22 protein-coding genes are annotated in these 23,252 nt (G+C 69.2%); 9 read left to right on the top strand and 13 right to left on the bottom strand.

What is annotated here, in order from left to right; all coding sequences use genetic code 11:
* Positions 1-14 precede the first annotated feature (14 nt).
* Positions 15-446 (top strand): GNAT family acetyltransferase, encoded by a 432-nt coding sequence (locus BOQ54_RS06100; RefSeq protein ID WP_055459373.1) that lies wholly within the window; start codon positions 15-17, stop codon positions 444-446.
* 101 nt (positions 447-547) lie between these two features.
* Complete coding sequence (locus BOQ54_RS06095; RefSeq protein WP_055459195.1) at positions 548-847, top strand: hypothetical protein; 300 nt, start codon at positions 548-550, stop codon at positions 845-847.
* A gap of 6 nt (positions 848-853) precedes the next feature.
* Here BOQ54_RS06095 and BOQ54_RS06090 read toward each other — a convergent pair whose 3' ends face one another.
* Complete coding sequence (locus BOQ54_RS06090) at positions 854-1,609, bottom strand: SOS response-associated peptidase (protein WP_071923524.1); 756 nt, start codon at positions 1,607-1,609, stop codon at positions 854-856.
* Between the two features lie 139 nt (positions 1,610-1,748).
* Here BOQ54_RS06090 and BOQ54_RS06085 point away from each other — a divergent pair, with 139 nt between their 5' ends.
* Entirely contained in the window at positions 1,749-2,246 is a 498-nt protein-coding gene (locus tag BOQ54_RS06085; RefSeq protein ID WP_063189593.1) for a hypothetical protein, read from the top strand.
* Between the two features lie 25 nt (positions 2,247-2,271).
* Here the strand turns inward: BOQ54_RS06085 and BOQ54_RS06080 are convergent, their stop codons facing one another.
* The 4 genes from BOQ54_RS06080 to BOQ54_RS06065 form a co-directional block, all read right to left on the bottom strand.
* A complete protein-coding gene (locus tag BOQ54_RS06080) occupies positions 2,272-3,276 on the bottom strand; it encodes a magnesium transporter CorA family protein (protein WP_186438030.1) in 1,005 nt (334 codons plus the stop codon).
* Positions 3,277-3,502: 226 nt separating this feature from the next.
* Positions 3,503-4,357, bottom strand: a complete 855-nt coding sequence (locus BOQ54_RS06075) for an SDR family oxidoreductase (protein ID WP_055459198.1) — start codon at positions 4,355-4,357, stop codon at positions 3,503-3,505.
* Positions 4,358-4,360: 3 nt separating this feature from the next.
* The gene (locus tag BOQ54_RS06070; RefSeq protein ID WP_063189592.1) at positions 4,361-5,227 is read right to left on the bottom strand and encodes an SDR family NAD(P)-dependent oxidoreductase; all 867 of its coding nucleotides are present in this window, start codon (positions 5,225-5,227) and stop codon (positions 4,361-4,363) included.
* A 5-nt stretch (positions 5,228-5,232) separates the two neighbouring features.
* Entirely contained in the window at positions 5,233-7,026 is a 1,794-nt protein-coding gene (locus tag BOQ54_RS06065; RefSeq protein WP_071923523.1) for an acyl-CoA dehydrogenase, read from the bottom strand.
* A 126-nt stretch (positions 7,027-7,152) separates the two neighbouring features.
* Here BOQ54_RS06065 and BOQ54_RS06060 point away from each other — a divergent pair, with 126 nt between their 5' ends.
* A complete protein-coding gene (locus tag BOQ54_RS06060; RefSeq protein ID WP_432430792.1) occupies positions 7,153-8,178 on the top strand; it encodes an L-threonylcarbamoyladenylate synthase in 1,026 nt (341 codons plus the stop codon).
* A 48-nt stretch (positions 8,179-8,226) separates the two neighbouring features.
* Here the strand turns inward: BOQ54_RS06060 and wrbA are convergent, their stop codons facing one another.
* Both wrbA and BOQ54_RS06050 read right to left on the bottom strand, forming a co-directional pair.
* Positions 8,227-8,826 carry an NAD(P)H:quinone oxidoreductase gene (gene wrbA / locus BOQ54_RS06055; protein WP_055459201.1) on the bottom strand — a complete coding sequence of 200 codons (600 nt, stop codon included), beginning with the start codon at positions 8,824-8,826 and terminating at the stop codon, positions 8,227-8,229.
* A 48-nt stretch (positions 8,827-8,874) separates the two neighbouring features.
* Positions 8,875-9,303: a DoxX family protein gene (locus tag BOQ54_RS06050; protein ID WP_055459202.1), complete on the bottom strand. Its 429-nt coding sequence runs from the start codon at positions 9,301-9,303 to the stop codon at positions 8,875-8,877.
* 115 nt (positions 9,304-9,418) lie between these two features.
* Here BOQ54_RS06050 and BOQ54_RS06045 point away from each other — a divergent pair, with 115 nt between their 5' ends.
* On the top strand, positions 9,419-10,372 hold the full coding sequence (locus BOQ54_RS06045; RefSeq protein WP_063189589.1) for a LysR family transcriptional regulator: 954 nt from the start codon (positions 9,419-9,421) through the stop codon (positions 10,370-10,372).
* Between the two features lie 210 nt (positions 10,373-10,582).
* Here BOQ54_RS06045 and BOQ54_RS06040 read toward each other — a convergent pair whose 3' ends face one another.
* Both BOQ54_RS06040 and BOQ54_RS06035 read right to left on the bottom strand, forming a co-directional pair.
* Positions 10,583-11,572, bottom strand: a complete 990-nt coding sequence (locus BOQ54_RS06040; protein ID WP_071923522.1) for an MDR family oxidoreductase — start codon at positions 11,570-11,572, stop codon at positions 10,583-10,585.
* 149 nt (positions 11,573-11,721) lie between these two features.
* Positions 11,722-12,966, bottom strand: coding sequence for an MFS transporter (locus tag BOQ54_RS06035; RefSeq protein ID WP_055459205.1), 1,245 nt, complete (start codon positions 12,964-12,966; stop codon positions 11,722-11,724).
* Positions 12,967-13,078: 112 nt separating this feature from the next.
* Here BOQ54_RS06035 and BOQ54_RS06030 point away from each other — a divergent pair, with 112 nt between their 5' ends.
* The 4 genes from BOQ54_RS06030 to nadC all read left to right on the top strand — a co-directional run bounded on the left by BOQ54_RS06030 (position 13,079) and on the right by nadC (position 17,722).
* Complete coding sequence (locus tag BOQ54_RS06030; RefSeq protein WP_055459206.1) at positions 13,079-13,987, top strand: LysR family transcriptional regulator; 909 nt, start codon at positions 13,079-13,081, stop codon at positions 13,985-13,987.
* A gap of 259 nt (positions 13,988-14,246) precedes the next feature.
* Positions 14,247-15,305, top strand: coding sequence for a quinolinate synthase NadA (gene nadA, locus BOQ54_RS06025; RefSeq protein WP_096335285.1), 1,059 nt, complete (start codon positions 14,247-14,249; stop codon positions 15,303-15,305).
* Positions 15,302-16,843 (top strand): L-aspartate oxidase, encoded by a 1,542-nt coding sequence (locus tag BOQ54_RS06020; RefSeq protein ID WP_071923521.1) that lies wholly within the window; start codon positions 15,302-15,304, stop codon positions 16,841-16,843. Before nadA ends, BOQ54_RS06020 begins: the two co-directional genes overlap by 4 nt.
* A 21-nt stretch (positions 16,844-16,864) precedes the next feature.
* A complete protein-coding gene (gene nadC, locus BOQ54_RS06015) occupies positions 16,865-17,722 on the top strand; it encodes a carboxylating nicotinate-nucleotide diphosphorylase (protein ID WP_071923520.1) in 858 nt (285 codons plus the stop codon).
* Positions 17,723-17,874: 152 nt separating this feature from the next.
* Here nadC and BOQ54_RS06010 read toward each other — a convergent pair whose 3' ends face one another.
* From BOQ54_RS06010 to ppdK, 4 genes are all read right to left on the bottom strand, one after another.
* Positions 17,875-18,147: a hypothetical protein gene (locus tag BOQ54_RS06010; protein WP_055459209.1), complete on the bottom strand. Its 273-nt coding sequence runs from the start codon at positions 18,145-18,147 to the stop codon at positions 17,875-17,877.
* 106 nt (positions 18,148-18,253) lie between these two features.
* The gene (locus BOQ54_RS06005; RefSeq protein WP_055459210.1) at positions 18,254-19,465 is read right to left on the bottom strand and encodes a cell wall hydrolase; all 1,212 of its coding nucleotides are present in this window, start codon (positions 19,463-19,465) and stop codon (positions 18,254-18,256) included.
* Between the two features lie 190 nt (positions 19,466-19,655).
* Entirely contained in the window at positions 19,656-20,471 is an 816-nt protein-coding gene (locus BOQ54_RS06000) for a potassium channel family protein (RefSeq protein WP_245316310.1), read from the bottom strand.
* Positions 20,472-20,526: 55 nt separating this feature from the next.
* Positions 20,527-23,205, bottom strand: a complete 2,679-nt coding sequence (ppdK, locus tag BOQ54_RS05995) for a pyruvate, phosphate dikinase (protein ID WP_071923519.1) — start codon at positions 23,203-23,205, stop codon at positions 20,527-20,529.
* Between the last annotated feature and the right edge of the window lie 47 nt (positions 23,206-23,252).

The raw sequence follows: 23,252 nt of genomic DNA, 5'->3' as shown, positions 1-23,252 counted from the left end.
TCGCGACCGGCCCGATGGCCGAGGCGGAGCTGCCGGCCGTCATCGCCCTGTGGCAGGCGGCCGGCCTGACGCGGCCGTGGAACGACCCGGCCGAGGACATCGCCTTCTGCCGCTCGTCGGGCCATGGCGAGGTGCTGGTGCTGCGCAGGGCGGACGGCGCCATCGTCGCAGCCTGCATGGTCGGCCATGACGGGCACCGGGGCGTCGTCTACTATGTCGCGGTCGACCCGGCCGAGCGGGGCGCCGGCCATGGCCGCGCCATCATGGCGGCCGCGGAGAACTGGCTGAGGGCGCGCGGCGTGTGGAAGCTCAACCTCCTCGTAAGGGCCGGAAACGAGGCCGTGCAGCGCTTCTACGAGCAGCTCGGCTTCGAGGCCCAGCCGCGCCTCTACATGGAGAAATGGCTCGATCCGGGCCGGCGCCCGACGGAACGACAGGAACGATAGGACAGGAGGCCGACGTACATCGTCCGTTCATCTTGCCAGATGTTTCATGGGCCCCGGCGACAGGCAGAAATGCCCCATGATTCGCGATGCGGAGATTTGTAATGCCGTCTGTTTCCTTCCAGCCCTTTTCCCTGAAACGCTCCTTGTCCTTCGTCCTCGGCGCGGCGGCGGCCGCCTTCGTCACTTTCTCCGGCCCGGCCGTGACATCGGCGGAAGCGCGGACCGTCTGCCGGTCGGAGCGTGTGTGCACCCAGCCGAGGCCGGTGCGCGAGGTCGTCACCAATTGCCGCACGGTGCATCGCCCCGGCGTCGGCCCGCGCCGCGTGTGCGAGAAGGAGGTGCGCTGGGTGCGTCGCGGCCCGCCGCGCTGCACGGTGGAGCGCGTCTGCCGGCGCATCTGACGCGCCTCACACATCCTCGTCGAACAATGACAGCTGGACGTTTGGCGGGCGCTTGCGCCCGCCTTTCTCAGGGCGGCATGCGGGGGTTGACACGGCCTCGCCCGCCGGGCTCTGCACGGTCCCGTCGTCCCGGCGGGCGTCGTTGAGGTTCTGCGACACGGAGCGCATGGTCAGGAGGTCGTCCGGGGCCGGCCGCACGAGGCCGAGCGCGGCGAGGCCGGGCTGGGTGCAGTCGAGCCACAATTCGGCATCGTCCGGGGCGATGATCGCCGGCATGCGCGGATGCAGCGCCGCGAGCGTGCCGTTGGCATCGGTGGTGACGATGGCGACAGTGTCGATCTCGCTGCCGTTCGGGCTCGCATAGGTCTCCCAGATGCCGGCGAAGAGCATGAGACGGCCGTCGGCGCGCTCGATCATGAACGGCGTTCTCTTCGCGCCGTCGCGGCGCCATTCGTAGAAGGCGCTCGCCGGCACGAGGCAGCGGCGATGGCGGGCAGCGGCCCGGAAGGCGGCCTTCTCGCCGATCGTCTCGCCGCGAGCGTTGAAGAGGAGCGGAATCGCCGCCGGATCCTTCGCCCAGGCCGGCACGAAGCCCCAGCGCATCAGCGAAAAATGCCGCCGGCCCGCGGCATCGACCGTGACGACGGCGACGGGCTGCGTGGGGGCGATGTTGTAGCGCGGTGGAAATTCGACCTGTTCCTCATAGCCGCACTGCGACTGCACCTCTTCGGGAAAGAGCGTCAGTGCGAAGCGGCCGCACATGGATCCTGACCGTTACGAATTTGTTTGCCTGATGCTGCCACAGTCTCGTAGCGGCGCCGGCAGGGGCAAGGCGGCTGCGGGCACAATGGCGCGTTGTGCACAGGCAAGACGGGGGTCGGGGGTGGCAGCAGTCATGTCCATGGGCAAGGGGAACGTCGACGGCGGCATGCCCTTCGCGGCGGAGCCCGCGCCGTCGCTGTCCACCGATTTCCTCAACCAGTACAATGAAGTGCTCATGATCGTCGAGCTTGCGGCCGACGATGCCGAGTTGATGGAAACGCTCGACGAATGGCAGCCGCGCAGCTACCGGCAGCACTTCGCCAAACATGCGCAGCTGCGTTTCGCGGACGACGCGCTGAGGGCCTACGAGGCGCTGGCACCCGAGCGGCGCCTCGCCTTCGAGAACCTGCGCCTGGCCATGGACGACGTGGTGACCAGCACCATCCGCGCGTTGAAACAGGCCGGCGAGGCCGAGGAACGCGCGGCGATTGCGGCCGCCTCGTCCTCCCTGCTGCGGCGCATGATCGAGGCCGCCGCCAGCTTCATCCGCACCGAGGGGCGCGACTGGCGCAGCTTCAGCCACACCGAGATGCAGGGCACCATCGACCGGCTCATGGCCCATTGGGGACGAGGCTAGCGGGAACTCTCGCCGCGAGCGGCCCTCACAGCCACCGCTTCCAGCGGAAGAAGAGGTAGGGCGCGATGGCCGCGACCACCATGGCGACGAGCGCGACGGGATAGCCGAACCACAGCTCGAGCTCCGGCATGTCCTTGAAGTTCATGCCGTAGATCGAGGCGATGAGCGTCGGCGGCATGAAGACCACGGCCATGACCGAGAACAGCTTGATGATGTTGTTCTGCTCCAGGTTGACGAGGCCGAGCGTCGCATCGAGCAGGAACTGGATCTTGCCCGACTGGAAGGTCGCGTGCTCCTCCAGCGACTGCAGGTCGCGCAGGGTCGTGCGTACCTGCTCGCGCAACTCCACCGGCACGCGCGTCGCGCGGTAGACAACGGAGAGGAACAGCAGCAGCCGCTCGATGGAGACGAGGCTCTCCCGGCTCATGGAGATGAGCGTGCCGTAACGGCCGAGGTCGCGCAGGGTCTTCTGGTATTCGCCATGGCGGCCGGTCATCTTGTCGGCCACGTCGAAGACGGCGTGGGAAATTCTGTCGATGCTGCTGCCGGCCGCCTGAAGGACCTCGGCCAGCCGGTCGATGATGGTCTCGATGAGGCCGGCGAAGACCTCCTCGGCGCTCGCGCCGCAGCCGCCCTGCTTGCCGGCCCGGTTGGCGAACATGGCGAAGGCGCGCGGCTCGTCATAGCGCACGGTGACGAGGGCAGAACCCTTGAGGATGAAGGTGACGGCCGTGATGTCCGGCTCGTCGCTGTCGGCGGCGAAGAGCAGGCGCACCGTCATGTAGCGCGCGCCGTTCTCGCTGTAGAGCAGCTCGGAGGGCTCGATGTCCTCCATGTCCTCGCGGGTCGGGATCTCGATGCCGAGGTGCTGCTCGACGAGGCGATCCTCCTCGCGGGTCGGCGCCACGAGATCGATCCAGACCGCATCGGCCGGAAGGGTCTCGCCCGGCGGCAGCACCTGCCGCTCGAGCCGGCAGACATTGGCGTCGTCAAGCTTCATGGGATCGACCATGCGGTAGACGACGATCATGTCCTGCGCTCCGAAAGCCTGTTACGGCCGATCTCTATCGCATTTCGGGGCGGAGGCGAAATCCGGCGCGCGCCCTGACTCCCTCCCCCTTGCGGGGAGGGGCCCGGGGTGGTGGTCGTGACAAACGATGAGCGGCTTCCAGGCTGTATCACCCTCGCTACCCTCCCCCACAAGGGGGGAGGGTATGACGAATCGTGTGCTCCATGGCAGGAGCGCCGCTGTGCGCTCAATGCGTCGAGCCCGGCACCGGGGGCGTGTCGTCCGGCACGAAGAAATCCGGCATCAGGGGCTTCGAGGGATCGACGCGGTACTGCTCGAAATCAGTGACGCCCTCGGCGGCGAGCACAAGGTCGTCGATGAGGAACTGGCCCGAGAAGCTGCGTGCGGGCTTGTTGAAGACGGCATAGGCCGCATCGGCCATGATCTCGGGCGTGCGGCTGGCCTCCACCATCGCCTCGCCGCCGAGGAGGTTGCGGACGGCGCTCGTCGCAATGGTCGTGCGCGGCCACAGCGCATTGACCGCGATGCCCTTGGGCCGCAGTTCGCCGGCGAGGCCGAGCACGCACAGGCTCATGCCGTATTTGGCGATGGAATAGGCAAGGTGCGGCGCGAACCATTTCTCCTTCATGTCGAGCGGCGGCGACAACATGAGGATGTGCGGGTTGTCAGCCTTCTCGAGATGGGAAATGGCGTATTTCGACACCATGAAGGTGCCGCGCGTGTTGACCTGGTGCATCAGGTCGAAGCGCTTCATGTCGGTGTCGCGCGTGCCGGTGAGCTGGATGGCGCTGGCGTTGTTGACGACGATGTCGAGGCCGCCGAAGGTCTCAGCCGTCCGGGTGATGGCGGAAGCCACCTCCTCCTCGTTGCGCACGTCGACGACGAGCGGCAGCGCCCGCCCGCCCGCCGCCTCGATCTCGGCGGCGGCGGTGAAGATGGTGCCGGGCAGCTTGGGGTGGGGCGCGGCCGTCTTGGCGGCGATGGCGACATTGGCGCCGTCCCGCGCGGCCTTGAGCGCGATGGCGAGGCCGATGCCACGCGAGGCGCCGGTGATGAACAAGGTCTTGCCCGACAATGACATGGCTCAGGTCTCCCCGTCTTCGGCTTTGTTGTTGATGGAATAGCGCGGCGGGCGGCGGCCGTCCGCATCGGTGAAGCCATAGGCTCCGGCGAGATCCCCGACATGGAGGATGTTGCCCGCATGGCGAACAATGCCGGCATCACATGCGAGCGCCGCCACCGCCCGGCCGGCATAGAGCGGGGTTTCGCCCGCCTCCGCCGCCAGGGGAGAGCCGGCGACGCGCTCCGTGCGCACGAAACCGGGCGACAGGGCGAGCGCGGTCACGCCATGGGGGGCGAGCTCGTTCGCCATGGCGAACGTCAGTCGCGCCATCGATGCCTTGGCGAGGTCATAGAAGACATCGCCGAGATAGGCGCCGCCGTCGTCGAAGAGCACGGTAACGAGAAGGCCGGAGCCGGCGCCCACCATGGCCGGGGCGAAGGCCTTCGCCAGGAGGAGCTGGGCATAGACGCCGGTCTCGAACACGGTGCCGAGGCGCGCCGCTGGCCGGCGCCAGAAGGGCGTGCCCCAGGCCGAGCCGTCGGGATAGCGCTCGCCGTCGTAGCCCTCGTTGCCGCCCCACACCGCATCGACGACGAGATCGACGCGGCCGAAGCGGCGCAGCGTCCAGGCGGCAAGACCGTCGACCTCGCGTTCGACCGTATGGTCGCATTGATAGGGATGGCCCCGGCCGCCGAGCGCCTCGACGAGGCGCGCCGTCTCCTCGATGGTTTCGGGTCGCCCGTCGGTGCGCGGGCCGGCCTCGCTCGAGCGGCCCGTCACGATCACCGTCGCCCCAGCCTCCGCAAGCCCGCGGGCGATGCCGCGCCCCACGCCGCGGGACGCGCCGGCGACGACGCAGATGCGGCCGGAGAGGGGACCGTCCGCCACGCCACTCAGCCCGCGAGGGCGGCCTCGGCGTCGGCGAGCGCGGACGCGCCCGTCATCACGGTCTGCGCCAGGCCGCGGGCGCCGGTGGCGATGTTCTCGGCGAAGAAGCGGGCGAGCGCGATGCGACCGGCGTGGGCCGGGTTGGCGTCGCCGGCGGCGCGCGCCTCGCTTGCGGCGAGCGCGGCCATCGCAAGCGCCGTGCCGCCCTGGGCTATGCCGAAGAGGCGCAGATAGGGCGTCGCCGCGGCGAGTGCGTCAGCCAGGCTGTGGCCGGCTAGCGCCTTGAGGAGGAATGAGGTGGCATCGTCGAGCGCCTCCACAGCCTCGCGCAGCCGCGCCGCCGTGGCGCCGAAGGCCTCGTCGCGACTCGCAACGAGCCGGGTGCCGACCTTGCGCATCTCGGCGATGGCGCCGCGCACGGTGGTGCCGTCGGCCAGGGGCAGCTTGCGCATGACGAGGTCGATGGCCTGGATGCCGTTGGTGCCCTCGTAGATCGGCGCGATACGCGCATCGCGCAGGTGCTGGGCGGCGCCGGTCTCCTCGATGAAGCCCATGCCGCCGTGCACTTGCACGCCGAGCGACGCGACCTCGCAGCCGATGTCGGTGGAGAAGGCCTTCGCGACGGGCGTCAGCAGGGAGGCGAGCTCGTGCGCCTTGCGCCGGGCCTCGGCATCCGGCGCGAGGCGGCTGCGGTCGATGGCGGCCGCCGTCATCAGGCAGATGCCGCGCGCAGCGTGGGTCGTCGCCTTCATGGTGAGCAGCATGCGCTGCACGTCCGGATGGTCGGCGATGGGACTCATGCCCTCCCCTGCGCCGGGTGCCCGCCCCTGCCGGCGCTCGCGGGCATAGGACAAGGCCTGCTGATAGGCCCGGTCGGCGATGGCGACGCCCTGGGCGCCGACCGCGAGGCGGGCATTGTTCATCATGGTGAACATGCAGGCGAGGCCGCGGTTCTCTTCGCCGACGAGCCAGCCGACGGCGCCGCCGGCATCGCCGTAGACCATGGTGCAGGTTGGCGAGGCGTGAATGCCGAGCTTGTGCTCGATGGAATGGCAGCGCACGTCGTTGCGCGCGCCGAGCGAGCCGTCGTCGTTGACGATGAATTTCGGCACGAGAAACAGCGAGATGCCGCGGGTGCCGGGCGGCGCATCCGGCAGGCGGGCGAGAACCAGATGCACGATGTTGTCGGTGAGGTCGTGCTCGCCGTAGGTGATGAAGATCTTCGATCCGGTGATGCGATAGGTGCCGTCGCCCGCCCGTTCGGCGCGCGTCCTGACGGCATTGAGATCGGAGCCCGCCTGCGGCTCCGTCAGGTTCATGGTGCCCATCCACTCGCCGGAGACGAGCTTTTCGAGATAGCGCCGCTTCAGGTCCTCGCTGGCGTGGGCCGTCAGGGCCTCGACAGCGCCGGCGGTGAGCAGCGGGCCGAGGGCGAAGGACATGCAGGAGGCGTTCCAGAATTCGACGCAGGCGGTCTGCACCAGGGTCGGCAGGCCCTGGCCGCCCCATTCGGGATCGCAGGGCAGCGCGTTCCAGCCCGCCTCGGCCCAGGCCCTGTAGACCTCCCTCCAGCCCGGAGCCGTCGTCACCTGCCCGTCGGCGAAGTGGGCACCCGTCCGGTCCGCCGGCGCGTTGAGCGGCGCGATGCGCTCGGAGGCGAAGCGCCCGGCCTCTTCCAGCACCTGCTCCACGAGTTCCACGGAGAGGTCGGGATAGAGCCCCTCGGCGATGCTCTCCTCGAGCCCGGCCACGTGCCGCATGGTGAAGGCCAGATCCTCGACCGGTGCCCGATAGGTCATCGCCGCTCCCTCGTCTTGTCCGTGCGGCCATTTGAGGCCGCGCATTTAGTGCGTGCCACGCGGCCCGTTGACGCGCATCATAAGCCGCGTCAAAGGCAGGCAGGCAAGACCAGAGATAGTTTAAACGTGAACGATGATCGATCAACGCCCGTCGCGTCCCAAGACGGGCATGGGCAACGCGTCACCGAGCTGCTGACGGCCGACGCCGGCGGCCTGTCGCGCGCCGCCGACCTGCTGCGGCTCGGCGGCCTCGTGGCCTTCCCGACGGAGACGGTTTACGGCCTGGGAGCGGACGCGACAAACCCGCGGGCGGTGGCCGGCATCTACGCCGCCAAGGAGCGCCCCTCCTTCAACCCGCTCATATCGCACCTGCCGGATATTGCGGCAGCGGAGCGAGAGGGGGTGTTCGGACCGGATGCGGCGCGGCTCGCGGCGGCCTTCTGGCCCGGGCCGCTGACGTTGGTAGTGCCGCGGGCGGAGATGTCGCGCATCTGCGACCTGGCGACGGCGGGACTCGATTCGGTTGCGCTGCGTGTGCCCGGCCTGCCACTGGCGCGGGATCTGCTCACGCTCGTCGGCCGCCCGGTGGCGGCGCCCTCGGCCAACCGCTCGGGCCGCATCAGCCCCACCCGCGCGGACCATGTGCTCGCCGACCTCATCGACCGCATCGACGCGGTGATCGACGGCGGCGGCACCAATGTCGGGCTCGAATCGACCATCATCTCCTGCCTCGACGGCGAGATGCGCCTACTGCGCCCGGGCGGCGTGCCGCGCGAGGCCATCGAAGAGGTGCTGGGGCGCAAGCTCCTCGACGGAGCCGCCCCGACGGACGAGGAGGCGCCACTCGCGCCGGGCATGCTCGAATCCCACTACGCCCCGCGGGCGATGGTGCGCCTCGATGCCGAGGAGGTGCGGCCGGGAGAAGGCGCCCTCCTCTTCGGGCGCAAGCGGCCGCCGGGAATAGAGACCGCAGGCGCCATCCGCAATCTCAGCGAAAGTGGCGACCTCGTGGAGGCGGCCGCCAATCTCTTCGCCCACCTGCGCGGGCTCGACGATGCCCGGGTGCCGGCCATCGCGGTCGTCCCCATCCCGGCACACGGCCTTGGCGAGGCCATCAACGACCGGCTGCGGCGGGCGGCGGCGCCGCGATAAAAAAGACCCGGCCGAGCCGGGCCTTTTCACGCAGCCTCTGCGAAACGCTCAGCCCTTCAGCTTGGCTGCGATCCCAGCGACATGGCGGCCCTGGAAGCGGGCTCCCTCCAGCTCCACGGCGGAGGGCTGGCGGCTGCCGTCGGCGGCGGCGATGGTGGAAGCGCCGTAGGGCGAGCCGCCCTTGATCTCGTCGAGGCCGCTCTGGCCGGCGAAGGAATAAGGCAGACCGACGACGACCATGCCGTGGTGCATCAGTGTGGGGATGAAGGTCAGGATGGTCGATTCCTGGCCGCCGTGCTGGGTGGCGGAGGAGGTGAAGACCGAGCCGACCTTGCCGATGAGCGCGCCCTTGGCCCACAGGCCGCCGGTCTGGTCGAGGAAGTTCCGCATCTGCGCCGTCATGTTGCCGAAGCGGGTCGGCGTGCCGAAGATGATGGCGTCGTAGTCGGCCAGTTCCTCCACCGTGGCGACCGGCGCCGGCTGGTCGAGCTTGAAACCGGCGTTCTTGGCCACCTCCGCCGGCACCAGTTCCGGCACGCGCTTGACGACGACCTCGGCGCCGGCTGCCCGGGCGCCCTCGGCCACGGCCTGCGCCATCTGCTCAATGTGGCCGTAGGACGAATAATAGAGAACGAGAACCTTGGTCATGGCGACATTCCTCTCATGATTGTCGGACGGGTTTGCACGCGGGGCGGATCAGCGTGCCGCAACGGGCCGCGCCGCGATCGGGGAAGGCGAGGCCTTGAGGGCGAAGGCACCATCACCCGCAAGGGCCTGAACGGCAGCGGCGACGACGAGGAAGGCGGGATATTCCCAGCCGCCGTTCGGCGCCGTGAAGAGCCAGCCGTTCGGCACGTGCACCATCAGCGCGCCGAGCAGGATCGGCACGAGCGCAGCCGAGACATAGCGGGCATAAAGGCCGAGAATGAGGGCGGTGCCGCCGATGAGCTCGGCGAGGAAGACCGGCCAGGCGAAGAAGGTGGGAAAGCCAACCTGGCCGAGAAAGCCGGCGAAGCCGGGGATGGTGAAGACGACATACTTCAGGAGCGCGTGGGCGATGAACATAAGGCCGAGGGAAACGCGCAACAGGAACAGCCCATAGGGCGCGGTGCGGGGATCGATCACGAAGAGGCTCCGGGTCTTTAGGTTTTCTGGTAGTACAACGTGAGGGGGATTTTGGGTTTCCCGCCGCGCAAAGCCAGCAGTATGATCGCAAGCTGAAGATTGCACGGGCGCAAGGATGCCGACCGAAACCACCCTCGTCTCCACGGCCGCCGTCCATCAGATCGCCTGGGACGACATCCGCCTCGTGAAGGCCATCGCCGAAGCGAAAGGCATGGCCGGAGCCGCCGAGCGGCTCGGCATCAACCATTCGACGGTGTTTCGCCGCCTGGGCCAGTTGGAGAACCTGCTCGGCGTCAAGCTGTTCGAGCGGCACCGGGCCGGCTATGCGCCGACGCCGCCGGGCGAGGAGATCACGGCGCTGGCCGAGCGCATCGAGGAGGATCTCGCCGGCGTCTCCATGCGCCTTGCCGGCTGCGCCGTCTCACCGGCCGGCGAATTGCGCGTCACCACCAACGACACGCTGCTGATGCACCTGCTGACGCCGGTCTTTGCCGCTTTCCGCGAAGCCTATCCCAACATCCGGCTCGACATCGTCATCGGCAACCAGGCGCTCAATCTCTCCAAGCGCGATGCCGATATCGCTATCCGCGCCACGGACAATCCGCCGGAGACGCTCGTCGGCCGGCGCCTCGCCTCCATCCACTGGGCGCTCTACGGTCGGCGCGAGGCCTTTCCCGACGGCGGGCGCGATCTCGACCTCCTTTCCCTCTTCGAGCAGCCGTGGGTGGCGCTCGGCGACAACTTCTCCACGATGCACGTCGCGCGCTACGTGCGCGACAAGGTGCCGGCGGACAGGATCGTCTACAAGCTCAACACGGTGCTCGGCCTCGCCGAAGCGGTCGAAGCCGGTATCGGCATCGGCCACCTGCCCTGCTTCATCGCCGATACGCGCCCGGCTCTCGTGCGGCTGACGGCCCCGGCGCCGGAATTCGCCGCCGGACTGTGGCTGCTGACCCATCCGGACCTGCGCCATTCTCCGCGGGTGCGCGCCTTCCTCGATTTCTGCGGCGCCGAGATCGCCCGCCGCCGCATCGTCATCGAGGGCGAGAAGCTGCTGCCGGCGGAATAGCGGAAAGGCCAGGCGCCGTCCTGTTCCCCTCCCCCCACGCAGTGGTGGGGAGGGGCTAGGGGGTGGCTCCGCAGGCAGGCGGCGGTCAAATAAGAGCTTAGCGGCGTTTCGCGTCGCGCGGGCGGCACCGCCCCCCCAGCCCTCGCCACCACAAGCGGGGGAAGGGAGCGTGTCGCGCTTCGCCCTACCCGACGAGACGACCTGCTGCCCCTACCCCATCTCCACCACCAGGCGGCCGCGCACCTTGCCGGCGAGAATCTCCGGGGCGACGCGCATGAGGTCGTCGAAGCCGATGGTCTCGGTCATTGTTGCGAGCTTTGCCTTGTCGAGATCGCGGGCGATGCGGTCCCAGACGGCAATGCGGCGCTCGCGGCTCGCCAGCACGCAATCGACGCCGAGAAGCGCCACGCCGCGCAGGATGAAGGGTGCCACCGTGGTGGGCAGGTCCATGCCGCCGGCGAGGCCACAGGCGGCGATGGCGCCGCCGTAGCGCGTCATGGACAGGACATTGGCGAGCGTGGTGGAACCGACCGAATCGATGCCCGCTGCCCAGCGCTCCTTGGCAAGCGGCTTCACCGGCCCCGACAGCTCCGCCCGCTCGATGATCTCGCTCGCGCCCAGGCCCTTGAGGTAATCGGCCTCCTCGGGCCGGCCGGTGGAGGCGATGACGTGCCAGCCGGCCCTCGCCAGAAAGCTGATGGCCGTCGAGCCGACGCCGCCGGCCGCACCCGTCACGATGGCCGGTCCGTCGGCCGGCGTCGCGCCGTGCTTCTCCAGCGCCATCAGGCACAGCATGGCGGTGAAGCCAGCCGTCCCGACGGCCATGACCTCGGCTGCGGAGAGGCCGGCGGGCAGCGGGATGAGCCAGTCCCCCTTTACCCGCGCCTTGTCGGCATAGGCGCCGTAATGCGTCTCGCCGCAGCCCCAGCCGTTGAGGAGAACCGCGTCGCCCGGCTTGAGCGCCGGGTGCTCTGACCTTTCCACGATGCCGGCGAAATCGACGCCTGGGATCATGGGGAAGCGCCGCACCACCGGCGCGCGGCCGGTGATGGCGAGGCCGTCCTTATAGTTGACCGTGGAATGGGTAATGCGGACCGTGACGTCCCCCTCCATCAGATCGGCCTCGTCGAGCCGCGTCACTGCCGCCCGGTAACCGCCGGCGGCATCCTTGTCGACGAGGATCGCCCTGATTTCACCCATGCTCGCTTCTCCTCCTTGGAACCCGGTCGCCATCAGTGTCGCGGCGGCGGCGGCAACGGGCAAGTGTGCCACGCCTCAGCCCTTCGGCTAGGGCGAGCGGCGTCAATGCCCGCGACGAGCGGCATCACGCGGGAAGCGGCGCCCTCTTGTCACGCCGCCTGCGGCACCGGGCGCTCCACCGGCCGCTCCTTGATGGGCAGGTTGATGATCGCCGAGGCGACGCCGAGCGCGACCGATAGCCACCAGACAAAGGTATAGGAGCCCATGCTCTCGTAGAGGATGCCGCCGAGCCACACGCCGAGGAAGCCGCCGACCTGATGGGAAAAGAACGCGAAGCCGTAGAGCATGGCCATGTAGCGCGTGCCGAACATCAGCATGACGAGCGCCGAGGTGGGCGGCACCGTCGACAGCCACAGGAGGCCGATGGTGATGCCGAAGGCGATCGCCGTCACCGGCGTCGCCGGCAGGAGGATGAAGGCGGCGATGGCGACCGAGCGGCCGAGATAGATGAGCGAGAGAAGCCAGCGCTTCGACATGCGCGAGGACAGGAAGCCCGAATAGAGCGAGCCCACCGCATTGGCGAGGCCGATGACGGCGAGCGTCCAGCCGCCGACCCATACCGGGAGCCCGGTATCCTTCAGATAGGCCGGCATATGCGCCGTGATGAAGGCCAGTTGGAAGCCGCAGGTGAAGAAGCCGAGCACGAGGAAGACATAGCTCGGGTGACGGAAGGCCTCCGCCAGCGCCTGCGCGATGGATTGCGAAGGCCCTGCATTGACCGCCGCCGTCGCCGCCGCGCCTCGGGTTGCGAGCGCCAGCGACAGGGGCAGGACGAGCAGCACGCTCGCCGCAAAGACGATCAGCGCCATCTCGAAGCCGAAGGACTGGATGAGGGCGTTGCCGATGGGCGGGAAGAGGAACTGGCCAAAGGAGCCCGCCGCCGTGCCCGCACCGAAGGCGAGCGGACGCCAGCGTTCCGGCAGGAGCTTGCCGAACGCGCCGAGCACGAGATTGAATGAGCAGCCCGACAGGCCGAAGCCGATCATGATGCCGGCACCGAGGTTGAGCAGGCCCGCGGAGGTTGCATAGGCCATCACCACGAGGCCCGCGGCATAGAGCAGCGCGCCGATGCAGATAACCCGCACGGCGCCAAACTTGTCGGCGACGGCGCCGGCGAATGGCTGGCCGAGACCCCACAGAAGGTTCTGCACGGCAATCGCCAGGCTGAAGACGTCGCGGCCCCAGCCATAGGCCTCCGTCATGGGGATCTGGAACAGGCCCGCCGCCGCGCGCGGCCCGAAGGTGATGAGGGCGATGAGGCAGCCGGCGAGAACGATGATTTCCGGCGGGATGGCACGCTGCCCTTCGCGCAACACGGCACTCGTTTGAGTCATGGAAAGCTCCGGAAGACGGGCGACGCGACGCGCCGCAGCTTGTGCGGCAAGCTAGCGCTTCCGGCATGATAATGATATTGAATGTTTATCATCTTAAACATGATGAAATAGCATGAATCTCGAAGACCTGCGCGCCCTCATCGCCGTGGCCGAAACGGGTTCCCTCGCCCGTGCGGCGAGCCGTCTCAATATCACGCAGCCAGCCGTGACGCGGCGCCTGCAACGGCTGGAGGCGGAGCTCGATGCCCAGTTGCTCGACCGGGAGCAGAAGCCGGCCCGGCTGACGGCGGCAGGCGAGCACGCGTACCGCGAGGGCGTCAAGGTGGTGAGCGCCGCCGACCAGTTCGCCAGCGAGTTGCGCGCGAGCCGCATCAAGCCGCCGCTGCGCATCGGCATCAGCAGCGGCATCGCCGATTCGGTACTGTGTCTCGGCATCGATGCCGTACGGCGGACGGTGCCGCAGGCGAAACTGGTCGTCGTGGTCGACTGGACGGAGCGGCTCATCGGCAAGCTCGCCGCCCAGGAGCTCGACGCCGTCATCGGCATGCGGCGCGGCAGCGCCGCCGATCTGCCGGAGTTGTCGCTGCGGCACATCGCATCCGAGGAGGTGGTCGTCGTGGCGCGGGCCGACCATCCGGCCAGCGGGCGCATTTCCATCGCCGCCCTTGCCGGCGATCCCTGGGTCATCAATCCGGACGGCTGCGGCTTCCGCCATCTGCTCGACAGGGCGCTCGCCGCAACCGGCCACACGCTCGATGTGGCGGTTGAACTGTGGGGCGTCGATGTACAGCTGTCGCTCGTCGCGCGTGGCATCGGCCTAGGCCTCGTTCCGGCCCGCCTCGTCACCGCCAGCCCCTGGCGGGACCAGCTCAAGGTGCTCGACGTCTCCGATTTCAACGCCCGCCTCGCCGTCTGGATGATCGCCCGGCGCAACATCGCCCCTTGCACGGCCCATGCCCTCGCCCGGCTGGAGGAAGCCATCGTCGGCGATCTCGGTCCGGTCGTGGCCGCGGCGGAGTAGAGCGGCGGACAAAATGGGTCGCACGCCGCTACAATTCGGGAACAGACCTCGTGTCCCGGATGCATGCAGCGATGGCGCAATGCGATCCGGGGTACGAGCGTGCGCCCGGGCGACGAACGACCCACGAGCCGCTCTCCCTAGCCAGTCCGGGCCACTTCTGCTAAGATAGTTATGCTCATATTGAGCAAATAAGGAACCGCTTCGGCGGTCATTTGTGTACCATCAATATGCTCAACTTGAGCATATAAGGAGACCTGCCATGCACGCGGAAGTCGCGATCCGGGAGACGATCCGCCACGGTTCACCGCTTGCCTTCACGCCCGAGGTCGAGCGCGCCACGGCCCATCTCTACGAGCGCGTGCGCCACATCGTCACGCCGGCCGAGTGGCCGCTGCATGCGCCCTATGTCAAGGCGATCAACGACCTGAAGCGGGAGCGCGGCGCCGTTATCCTCGCCCACAACTACCAGTCGGCCGAGATCTACAACTGCGTCGCCGACATCGTGGGCGATTCCCTGCAGCTCGCGCGCGAGGCAGCCCGCGTCGAGGCCCGCGTGATCGTGCAGTGCGGCGTGCATTTCATGGCCGAGACCGCGAAGCTGCTGAACCCGGACAAGACGGTGCTGATCCCCGACCGGGAGGCCGGCTGCTCGTTGGCGGAATCAATCACGGCTGCGGACATCCGTCTGCTGCGCCAGCGCTATCCCGGCGTGCCGGTGGTCGCCTATGTCAACACATCGGCCGAGGTGAAGGCGGAAGTCGACATCTGCTGTACCTCTTCCAACGCCGTTCACGTCGTCGAGAGCCTCGGCGCGCCGCGCGTCATCTTCCTGCCCGACCGCTACCTCGCCGCCAATGTGGCGGCGCAGACGAAAGTCGAGATCATCGCCTGGCACGGCGCCTGCGAGGTGCACGAGCGCTTCACCGCCGAGGACATCGGCGCCCTGCGCGAGATGCACGAGGGCGTCCGCATCATCGCCCATCCCGAATGCCCGCCCGATGTGGTCGCGGCCTCGGACTTCGCCGGATCGACGGCGCACATGATCGACTGGGTCAAGCGCGAGCGCCCGCGCCGCGTCGTGCTCGTCACCGAATGCTCGATGGCCGGCAATGTCGAAGCTGAAGTGCCGGACGTCGAATTCGTGCGGCCCTGCCACTTCTGCCCGCACATGCAGCGCATCACTTTGCCGAAGATCCACGCCTGCCTGCGCGATCTGACGGGCGAGGTCACGGTCGATCCCGACATCGCCATGCGCGCGCGTCGCGCCGTGGAGCGCATGGTGGCGCTGGGCGTAAGGCCCGCGGCGGTGGCGCCGTGAGCGCGCCCGTTCTCATCGTCGGCGCCGGCCTTGCCGGGCTCTTCACCGCGCTCAGGCTGGCACCGCGGCCCGTCCTCCTCGTCTCGCCCGGCCCGCTCGGGGAAGGCGCGGCCTCGGCCTGGGCGCAAGGCGGCATCGCCGCGGCTGTTGGTGCGGACGACGGGCCGGAGCTGCACGCCGAGGACACCATCGCCGCCGGAGCCGGGCTCGTCGTCGAAGAAGCGGCCCGTGTCCTCTGCGCGGAGGCCCCGGCGCGCATCGCCGACCTCATCGCGCTCGGGGTGCCCTTCACCCGTTCCGGCGACGGCCGGCTGAAGCCCTCGCGCGAGGCTGCCCACAGCCGCGCGCGCGTTCTCGCCGTCGATGGCGACCGCAGCGGCTTTGCCGTCATGCAGGCGCTCGTCGCCGCCATCCGCCGCACGCCGTCGGTCACGGTCATCGAGGGGCATCTGCTCGACGATCTGATCGTCACGGGCGGGCGCGTGCGCGGGGCGATCCTTCGCGCCCGCGATGGCGGGCCCGGCCTTGCCGTCACCGCCCCGGCCACGGTGCTCGCCACCGGCGGCATCGGCGGCCTCTATGCGGTCACCACCAATCCGCCCGGCGCCATCGGCGCCGGCCTTGCCGTCGCAGCGCGGCACGGGGCGCTCATCGCGGATCCGGAATTCGTGCAGTTCCATCCCACCGCCCTCGCCATCGGCCGCGATCCCGCGCCGCTCGCGACCGAGGCCCTGCGCGGCGAGGGTGCCGTGCTCGTCACCCGGGACGGGCGCCGGCTGATGCAGGGCGTGCACCCGGCCCTCGACCTCGCGCCGCGCGACGTCGTGGCGCGCGCCGTCCAGGCCGCCATCCTCGCCGGCGAGCGCGCCTTCCTCGATGGCCGCACGGCGCCCGGCCCGGGCTTTGCAACGCATTTCCCCACCGTCCATGCCGCCGCTGCCGCCGCCGGGCTCGACCCCGCACGCGACCTGCTGCCCGTTGCGCCCGCCGCCCATTTCCACATGGGTGGTCTCGCGACAGACCTTTCGGGCCGCACCAGCCTGCCCGGTCTGTGGGCCGTCGGCGAGGTGGCGGCGACGGGCGTGCACGGCGCCAACCGCCTCGCCTCCAACTCCCTGCTCGAGGCCGTCGTCTTCGGCGCCCGGGCGGCGGAGGCCATCGGTCGCGCGTTGCACGATGCAGGGCATGCCGACGCCGCCATCACCACTTTGCCGCCGGGCCCGCCGGCAGCGTCCGATCCAGTCGCCATCGCCGCCTTGCGCCGGACGATGCAGGAGCGTGTCGGCGTCGTGCGCGACGGCGAAGGCCTTGCGGCGGCCCTCGCCGAGATCGGCCCCATGCGGGCCGGAGCGGACCCCGTCCTTGCCGCCATGGCCGATTGCGCCTTCCTGATCGCTGCTGCGGCGCTGCTGCGGGAGGAAAGCCGGGGCGGCCACTATCGCGCCGACCGGCCGCTCGCCGGCCGTACTCGGCGCACCCTGACGACGATGACCGCGCTCGACGATGCCCTGGTGCCGCGGCAGCGGCGAGCCGTCTGACGCGCCAACGAGGACACTTCCATGCAATTCGGCAATCCCCTTCTCCTCATCGATATCGTGCGCGCCGCACTCATCGAGGATTTCGGCCGGGCCGGCGACATCACCAGCGCCGCGTGCATTCCCGCGCAGCGCACCGCCACCGCGCAGCTTGTGGCACGCAGGGCCGGCCGCCTCGCCGGGCTCGCGGCAGCCGAGGCCGCCTTCCGGCTGACGGATGAGCGCATCCGCTTCACCGCGCATCGCCATGACGGAGACGCCCTCGCCGCCGGCGAGGCGATCGCCACCGTCGCCGGGCCCGCCCGCGCCGTGCTCGCCGCCGAGCGGGTGGCGCTCAACTTTCTCGGCCGCCTCTCGGGGATCGCCACGCTGACCGCAGCCTATGCGGCCGAGGTGGCGCACACACGTACCCGCATCTGCGATACGCGCAAGACGACGCCAGGGCTGAGGGCGCTGGAAAAACATGCTGTCGCCTGCGGCGGCGGGCTCAACCACCGCTTCGGCCTCGACGACGCCATCCTCATCAAGGACAACCACATCGCCGTCGCCGGCGGGGTACGACCGGCGCTCCGGGCGGCAAAGGCCGCCGCCGGCCATCTCGTCAAGATCGAGATCGAGGTCGATACGCTCGACCAGCTCGCCGAGGTGATCGCGGAAGGGGCGGATGTCGTCATGCTCGACAACATGACGCCCGGCATGCTGGCCGAGGCCGTCGCCATGGTCGGCGGGCGCATGCGCACCGAAGCCTCGGGCGGCGTCGACCTCACAAGCGTCCGCGCCATCGCCGAGACCGGCGTCGACGCCATCTCCGTCGGCGCCCTCACCCATTCGGCGCCGGTGCTCGACATCGGGCTCGATATCGCCGTGGACGCTGCGGGTTGAGGTTTCCCCTCCCCCTTGAGGGAGGGGCCAGGGGGTGGGGGTCGTGACGCAAGAGCACAGCCTCAGGCTTTTTGCGCCCCCCTCCCTACCCTCCCCCACAAGGGGGGAGGGAATGCCGCCGCGGCGCACGACCGGGCAGCGAAGGCAAAAAGCTACCGCGGGCCGTAAATGATCCGCGGCGGTGCCGATTTCGAGACGATGCGATGCCGGTGATACGGGCGGTGTGCCGGCCAATAGTCCTGGGCATAGACCACCCCACCCGAATAATGGACATTGGGACCGCCACCGCGCCACGCGGCAACGGGCCATTCCTCGTCCATCACGACGCAATGGCGGCAGCCGTGCTCATAGAAGCCGCCGGCGAGGGCCGCGCCGGGCGCGGTAAGGCAGACGGCGAGTGCCGCAATTCTCACATGCACGATCATCGACGCCTCCGGCCGGGCCTGGAGCCCGTTGCGCGTTCCTGTTCCCGCAACGAAAGGCCGAAAGCCGCGCCGGCGCAACGATAACGCGCCGTTAAGGTAAAGCCGCTCAGCGCTGGCCGGGCCGGAGCTGGTAGAAGACGTGCCGGCCAATGACGTCCTTCTTCTTCAGGCGCTTGGCCCAATACGGGCGCACGTAATCGGCGTGGTAGTGCGTCGCGCCGCCGACATCGGCGAGATAGGTCGTGCCCTCCGTGACCTCGCGGGCGACGCGCACCGCCCGTCGCCACGGGCCGGCCTCGGTGATGCGCAGGGAGCGGCCCTCGCAGGCGAAGGAGAACTGGCACGCCTTGTAGCGGTGGCGGTTTTGATAGACGACGCCGCAGACGGTGGAGGGGTAGAGGCCCGAGCGCACACGGTTGAGCACAACCTGGGCCACGGCGGCCTGCCCCGCCTCGCTCTCGCCACGGGCCTCGAAATAGATGGCTTCGGCGAGGCAGCGCTGCTCGCTCGACATCCGCTCGGGATCGATCAGATCGGCATATTGCGGACGCTCGTCGTTCTTCTCGACGATCGACAGGCCGTCGCCGACACGCACAGCGGCGTAGGACACCGGCGCCCCGGCGATCTCCATGGGCGTCGCATCCGCCGGTGCCGGCGTCGCAGAGGCGAGGCTCTCGGCGCGGGCGACGGCGGGGGTGGCACCGTCGACGACAGTGATGCCTGTGCCGGCGCTGGCTGCGACCGCGGGCGAGCGGGGCGCGAAGGAGCGCTCGGTCATCGTGTCGCTCTCGCTCGACCACGGCTCGAAAGCCACCATCTCGTCCGGCGAGGGGATGTCGAGCGCGCCTGGCATGAGAATGGTGGCGGGCAGCAGGCGCTCGTCGCGCGACAGCAGCATGCGCGACAGCATGGCGGCGCGCCCTTCCCGCTCGCTGCGGCCGAGGCGGCTGAGGCTCGGCCGCAAGGCGACCGGCGGATCGCCCTTGAGGTTGCGATCGACCTCCGGATAGCCCGGGGGCTCCGCCTTCATCTCGTCGCGCGGCGGAGCCTCGAACGCAGCATCATCCGGCTGCGGATCCGACAGATCGAGAGCGGCGATATCGAAAAGATCGCCCGCGCCGCCGGCCGGCCCGCGCAGCAGCGCCTCGCCGAGCGCAGCGGAGGACGGCACGAGGTTGCCGAGCCTGGGGGCGAGGACGGGCGCGAGCGGAGCGGCGCTGATGCCGCTCGACAGGTCCTGCCCGGCGCTCGCGGTGAAGGAGACGAGCATGCCGCCGGCGAGCGCCCACGGCGCCACCGTGCCGCAGATCCACGCCATTCTCGACCGTCGCCAACGCACACGACGCAAACGCATGTCACCCAACGCCGCTCATGACCACCAGGCAAGGACGGACAAGCGTTGCGGCTCCGCCACAGGCAAATGCCCGCCCCTCTCCCGAAAAGTTATCGCGTCGTAACGTTGAGAGACGGTTAAGCGGCGCCCGAGCGATCTGTGCCAAAGCGGACGGTCAGTCGGAAAAGCCCTCCGAGGCGATGTTGAGGACGCGCCCGCAGTGCTTGCAATGCACCGCGTCGGCATCGTGCCGCTCGAGCCCGCAGGATGGACAGGCGTGATAGACCTTCGTGGGCCGGAACAGAGCCCGCGCGAGGTTCACGAACATGGCGACGCCGACAACCATTGTGACCACGGTCAGCATCCGCCCGACCGTATCGGTCATGATGATGTCGCCGAAGCCGGTCGTCGTCAGCGTTGTGACGGTGAAATAGAGGGCGTCGAGATAGTTGTTGATGCCCGGATTGCGGCCGTATTCCCACACGAAGACGACCGACGTGATCATCAAGATGAAGACGGCGAGGTTGACGCCCGCCCTCACCGCCTCCTCGTTCTCGCGGTAGGCGGGGAAGATCGCCGTGATTTCGCGCGACATGTAGGGCGACTGCAGGAAGCGCGAGATGCGCAGGAGGCGCAGGAACGCGAAGTTGTTGGCGAGCACCGGCACCACGAGCGAGAAGATGACGATCGCGTCGACAAGCGAGGCCCCGCGCAGCGGGAACCGCCAGGGCGTCGGCGCGATCGCCATGCGCGCCGCGTAGTCGACGGTCAGCACCGCCGCCACGAGATAATCGATCCAGTGGCGGTCCCCTTCCGGATAGATGACCGTGGCGATCAGAAAATAAAGGATGGTGACCGCATCGAAGCCGATCAGCCCGAGCCGGAACCAGAAGCTCGGCCGGCTGTCGCCGAAATAGAGGATGGCGAGGCGTCGGCGCCATTTCGCGCGCGGGGGCGAGACGGTTTCGGCGAGGGGACGCCGCCGTGCCACCTCCTGCGGTCGGCCTGCGCCTCTCTTCCTCGCCCCGCCCTGCGCCATGACGCCGTCAGGCCTGGCTCGCCGCCCTCGTGCCGAGCGCCGCCTGCGCCGCCGCAAGGCGAGCGATCGGCACGCGGTAGGGCGAGCAGGAGACGTAGTCGAGCCCGGCGCCCTCGCAGAAGCGGATCGAGTCGGGGTCGCCGCCGTGCTCGCCGCAGATACCGAGCTTGAGGTCGGAGCGCGCCGCCCGGCCGCGCTCGGCCGCGAGCTTCACGAGTTCGCCGACGCCCTCCTGGTCCAGCGTCACGAAGGGATCGGCGGGCAGGATGCCGCCGGCCGTGTAGGTGACGAGGAAGGACGCGGCGTCGTCGCGACTGATGCCGAGTGTCGTCTGGGTGAGGTCGTTGGTGCCGAAGGAGAAGAAGGCCGCCGTTTCGGCGATTTCGCCGGCGCGCAGCGCGGCCCGCGGCAGCTCGATCATGGTACCGACCTGATAGGGCACGGCGACCCCAGTCTCGGCCTTCACAGCCGCGGCCATGGCGTCGATGCGGCCCTTGACGAGGTCGAGCTCGGCCCGCGTCATGACGAGCGGCACCATGACCTCGACGGCGACGGGCTCGCCCGTGCGCTTGCCGGCTTCCACCGCCGCCTCGAAGATGGCCCGCGCCTGCATCTCGGCGATCTCGGGATAGCGCACGGCAAGCCGGCAGCCGCGGAAGCCGAGCATCGGGTTGAATTCGGAGAGTTCGCTGGCGCGGCGGCGCAGCTTGTCCTCGTCCACCTTGAGGCTCGCGGCCACCTCGGCGATTTCCGCGTCGGTATGCGGCAGGAATTCGTGCAGCGGCGGGTCGAGCAGCCGGATCGTCACCGGCAGGCCCTGCATGATGGTGAAGAGCTCGACGAAATCGGCCCGCTGCATGGGCAGGAGCTTGGCGAGGGCGGCGCGGCGGCCGGCCTCGTCATCCGCGAGGATCATCTCGCGCACGGCGACGATGCGGTCGCCGTCGAAGAACATGTGCTCGGTGCGGCACAGGCCGATGCCCTCGGCGCCGAAGTTGCGCGCGGTCTTCGCGTCGAGCGGCGTTTCGGCATTCGCCCGCACCTTCATGCGGCGCACGCCGTCCGCCCAGCTCATGAGGGTAGCGAACTCGCCGGAGAGCTCGGGCTCGAGCATCTTCACCTCGCCCGCGAGCACCTGGCCGGTCGAGCCGTCGATGGTGACGACGTCGCCCTTGCTGAAGGTCTGGCCGGCGGCGAGCATCACACCGTTCCGGTAGTCGACGCGAACGGAGCCGGCGCCCGAGACGCAGGGCTTGCCCATGCCGCGGGCGACGACGGCGGCATGCGAGGTCATGCCGCCGCGGGTCGTGAGAATGCCCTCGGCCGCGTGCATGCCGTGGATGTCCTCCGGGCTCGTCTCGACACGCACGAGGATCACCTTGCGACCGGCCTTCTTCGCCTCCTCCGCGTCTTCGGACGAGAAGACGATCTCGCCGCAAGCCGCGCCGGGCGAAGCCGGCAGGCCGCTCGCGATGACGCGGCGCTCTGCCTTGGGGTCGATGGTCGGGTGCAGCAATTGGTCAAGCGCGAGCGGGTCGATGCGCGTGATCGCTTCCTCGCGCGAGATGAGGCCTTCGCTGGCGAGATCGACCGCGATCTTGAGCGCGGCTTTCGCCGTGCGCTTGCCCGAACGCGTCTGCAGCATCCACAGCTTGCCTTCCTCGACAGTGAACTCGAGATCCTGCATGTCGCGGTAGTGCCGCTCGAGCAGTTCGTAGATACGCACGAGCTCGGCATAGGCGGCCGGCATCGCCTGCTCCATCGACGGCCTGTCGGAGCCGGCGGCGAGGCGCGCCTTCTCGGTGATGTCTTGCGGCGTGCGGATACCCGCCACCACGTCCTCACCCTGGGCGTTGATGAGGAACTCGCCGTAGAGCTCCTTCTCGCCCGTCGACGGGTTGCGGGTGAAGGCGACGCCGGTCGCCGAGGTCTCGCCGCGGTTGCCGAAGACCATGGCCTGCACGTTGACAGCCGTGCCCCAGGAGGCGGGGATGGCGTGCAGCTCGCGGTACTTGATGGCGCGGTTGTTCATCCAGGAGCCGAAGACGGCGCCGATGGCGCCCCACAGCTGTTCCTTCGGATCCTGCGGGAAGGGCTTGCCGAGCTCCTTCGCCACGATCTCCTTGTAGCGGGCGACAAGCACCTGCCAATCCTCGGCGAGGAGATCCGTGTCGAGGTCATAGCCCTTGCGGGCCTTGTAGTCCTCCAGCGCCTCCTCGAAATGGTGGTGCTCCACGCCGAGGACGACGTCCGAATACATGGTGATGAAGCGCCTGTAGCTGTCCCAGGCGAAGCGCGCATCGCCGGCCGCAGCGGCGACGGCAGCGACCGTGACGTCGTTAAGGCCGAGGTTGAGCACGGTGTCCATCATGCCCGGCATCGAGGCGCGGGCGCCGGAGCGGACCGAGACGAGCAGCGGGTTGCGTGCATCGCCGAAGGTCTTGCCGGTCAGGCGGCCGACATGGGCGAGCGCCTCCTCGACCTGGGCCGCGAGGTCGCCGGGATAGCTGCGCTCGTGATCGTAGTAATAGGTGCAGACTTCGGTGGTGATGGTGAAGCCGGGCGGCACCGGCAGCCCGAGGTTCGACATTTCCGCAAGGTTGGCGCCCTTGCCGCCGAGGAGGTTGCGCATCCCCGCCTCGCCTTCGGCCGTGCCATCGCCGAAGGTGTAGACCCATTTCGTCATCACCGACCCCGTTCGTGGTCACTCTTCGCGCCTGCAGCACAGGCGCT

The sequence above is a fragment of the Chelatococcus daeguensis genome (genome assembly GCF_001887265.1).
In the GTDB taxonomy this organism is placed as follows: Bacteria; Pseudomonadota; Alphaproteobacteria; order Rhizobiales; family Beijerinckiaceae; genus Chelatococcus_A; species Chelatococcus_A sambhunathii.
The sequence above is the reverse complement of the archived record's forward strand: the minus strand, read 5'-3'. Positions and strand labels throughout refer to the sequence as shown.

Bases quoted from the DNA above. Each gene is read 5' to 3' on its own strand.
- BOQ54_RS06040 (WP_071923522.1), bottom strand. From the start codon at position 11,572: ATGGGTGAAATCAGGGCGATCCTCGTCGACAAGGATGCCGCCGGCGGT.
- BOQ54_RS06005 (WP_055459210.1), bottom strand. From the start codon at position 19,465: ATGGCGTGGATCTGCGGCACGGTGGCGCCGTGGGCGCTCGCCGGCGGC.
- BOQ54_RS06080 (WP_186438030.1), bottom strand. From the start codon at position 3,276: ATGATCGTCGTCTACCGCATGGTCGATCCCATGAAGCTTGACGACGCC.
- BOQ54_RS06075 (WP_055459198.1), bottom strand. From the start codon at position 4,357: ATGTCATTGTCGGGCAAGACCTTGTTCATCACCGGCGCCTCGCGTGGC.
- BOQ54_RS06085 (WP_063189593.1), top strand. From the start codon at position 1,749: ATGGGCAAGGGGAACGTCGACGGCGGCATGCCCTTCGCGGCGGAGCCC.
- ppdK (WP_071923519.1), bottom strand. From the start codon at position 23,205: ATGACGAAATGGGTCTACACCTTCGGCGATGGCACGGCCGAAGGCGAG.
- nadC (WP_071923520.1), top strand. From the start codon at position 16,865: ATGCAATTCGGCAATCCCCTTCTCCTCATCGATATCGTGCGCGCCGCA.
- BOQ54_RS06045 (WP_063189589.1), top strand. From the start codon at position 9,419: ATGCCGACCGAAACCACCCTCGTCTCCACGGCCGCCGTCCATCAGATC.
- BOQ54_RS06030 (WP_055459206.1), top strand. From the start codon at position 13,079: ATGAATCTCGAAGACCTGCGCGCCCTCATCGCCGTGGCCGAAACGGGT.
- BOQ54_RS06010 (WP_055459209.1), bottom strand. From the start codon at position 18,147: ATGATCGTGCATGTGAGAATTGCGGCACTCGCCGTCTGCCTTACCGCG.
- BOQ54_RS06035 (WP_055459205.1), bottom strand. From the start codon at position 12,966: ATGACTCAAACGAGTGCCGTGTTGCGCGAAGGGCAGCGTGCCATCCCG.
- BOQ54_RS06095 (WP_055459195.1), top strand. From the start codon at position 548: ATGCCGTCTGTTTCCTTCCAGCCCTTTTCCCTGAAACGCTCCTTGTCC.
- BOQ54_RS06065 (WP_071923523.1), bottom strand. From the start codon at position 7,026: ATGACCTATCGGGCACCGGTCGAGGATCTGGCCTTCACCATGCGGCAC.
- nadA (WP_096335285.1), top strand. From the start codon at position 14,247: ATGCACGCGGAAGTCGCGATCCGGGAGACGATCCGCCACGGTTCACCG.
- BOQ54_RS06090 (WP_071923524.1), bottom strand. From the start codon at position 1,609: ATGTGCGGCCGCTTCGCACTGACGCTCTTTCCCGAAGAGGTGCAGTCG.
- BOQ54_RS06100 (WP_055459373.1), top strand. From the start codon at position 15: ATGGCCGAGGCGGAGCTGCCGGCCGTCATCGCCCTGTGGCAGGCGGCC.
- wrbA (WP_055459201.1), bottom strand. From the start codon at position 8,826: ATGACCAAGGTTCTCGTTCTCTATTATTCGTCCTACGGCCACATTGAG.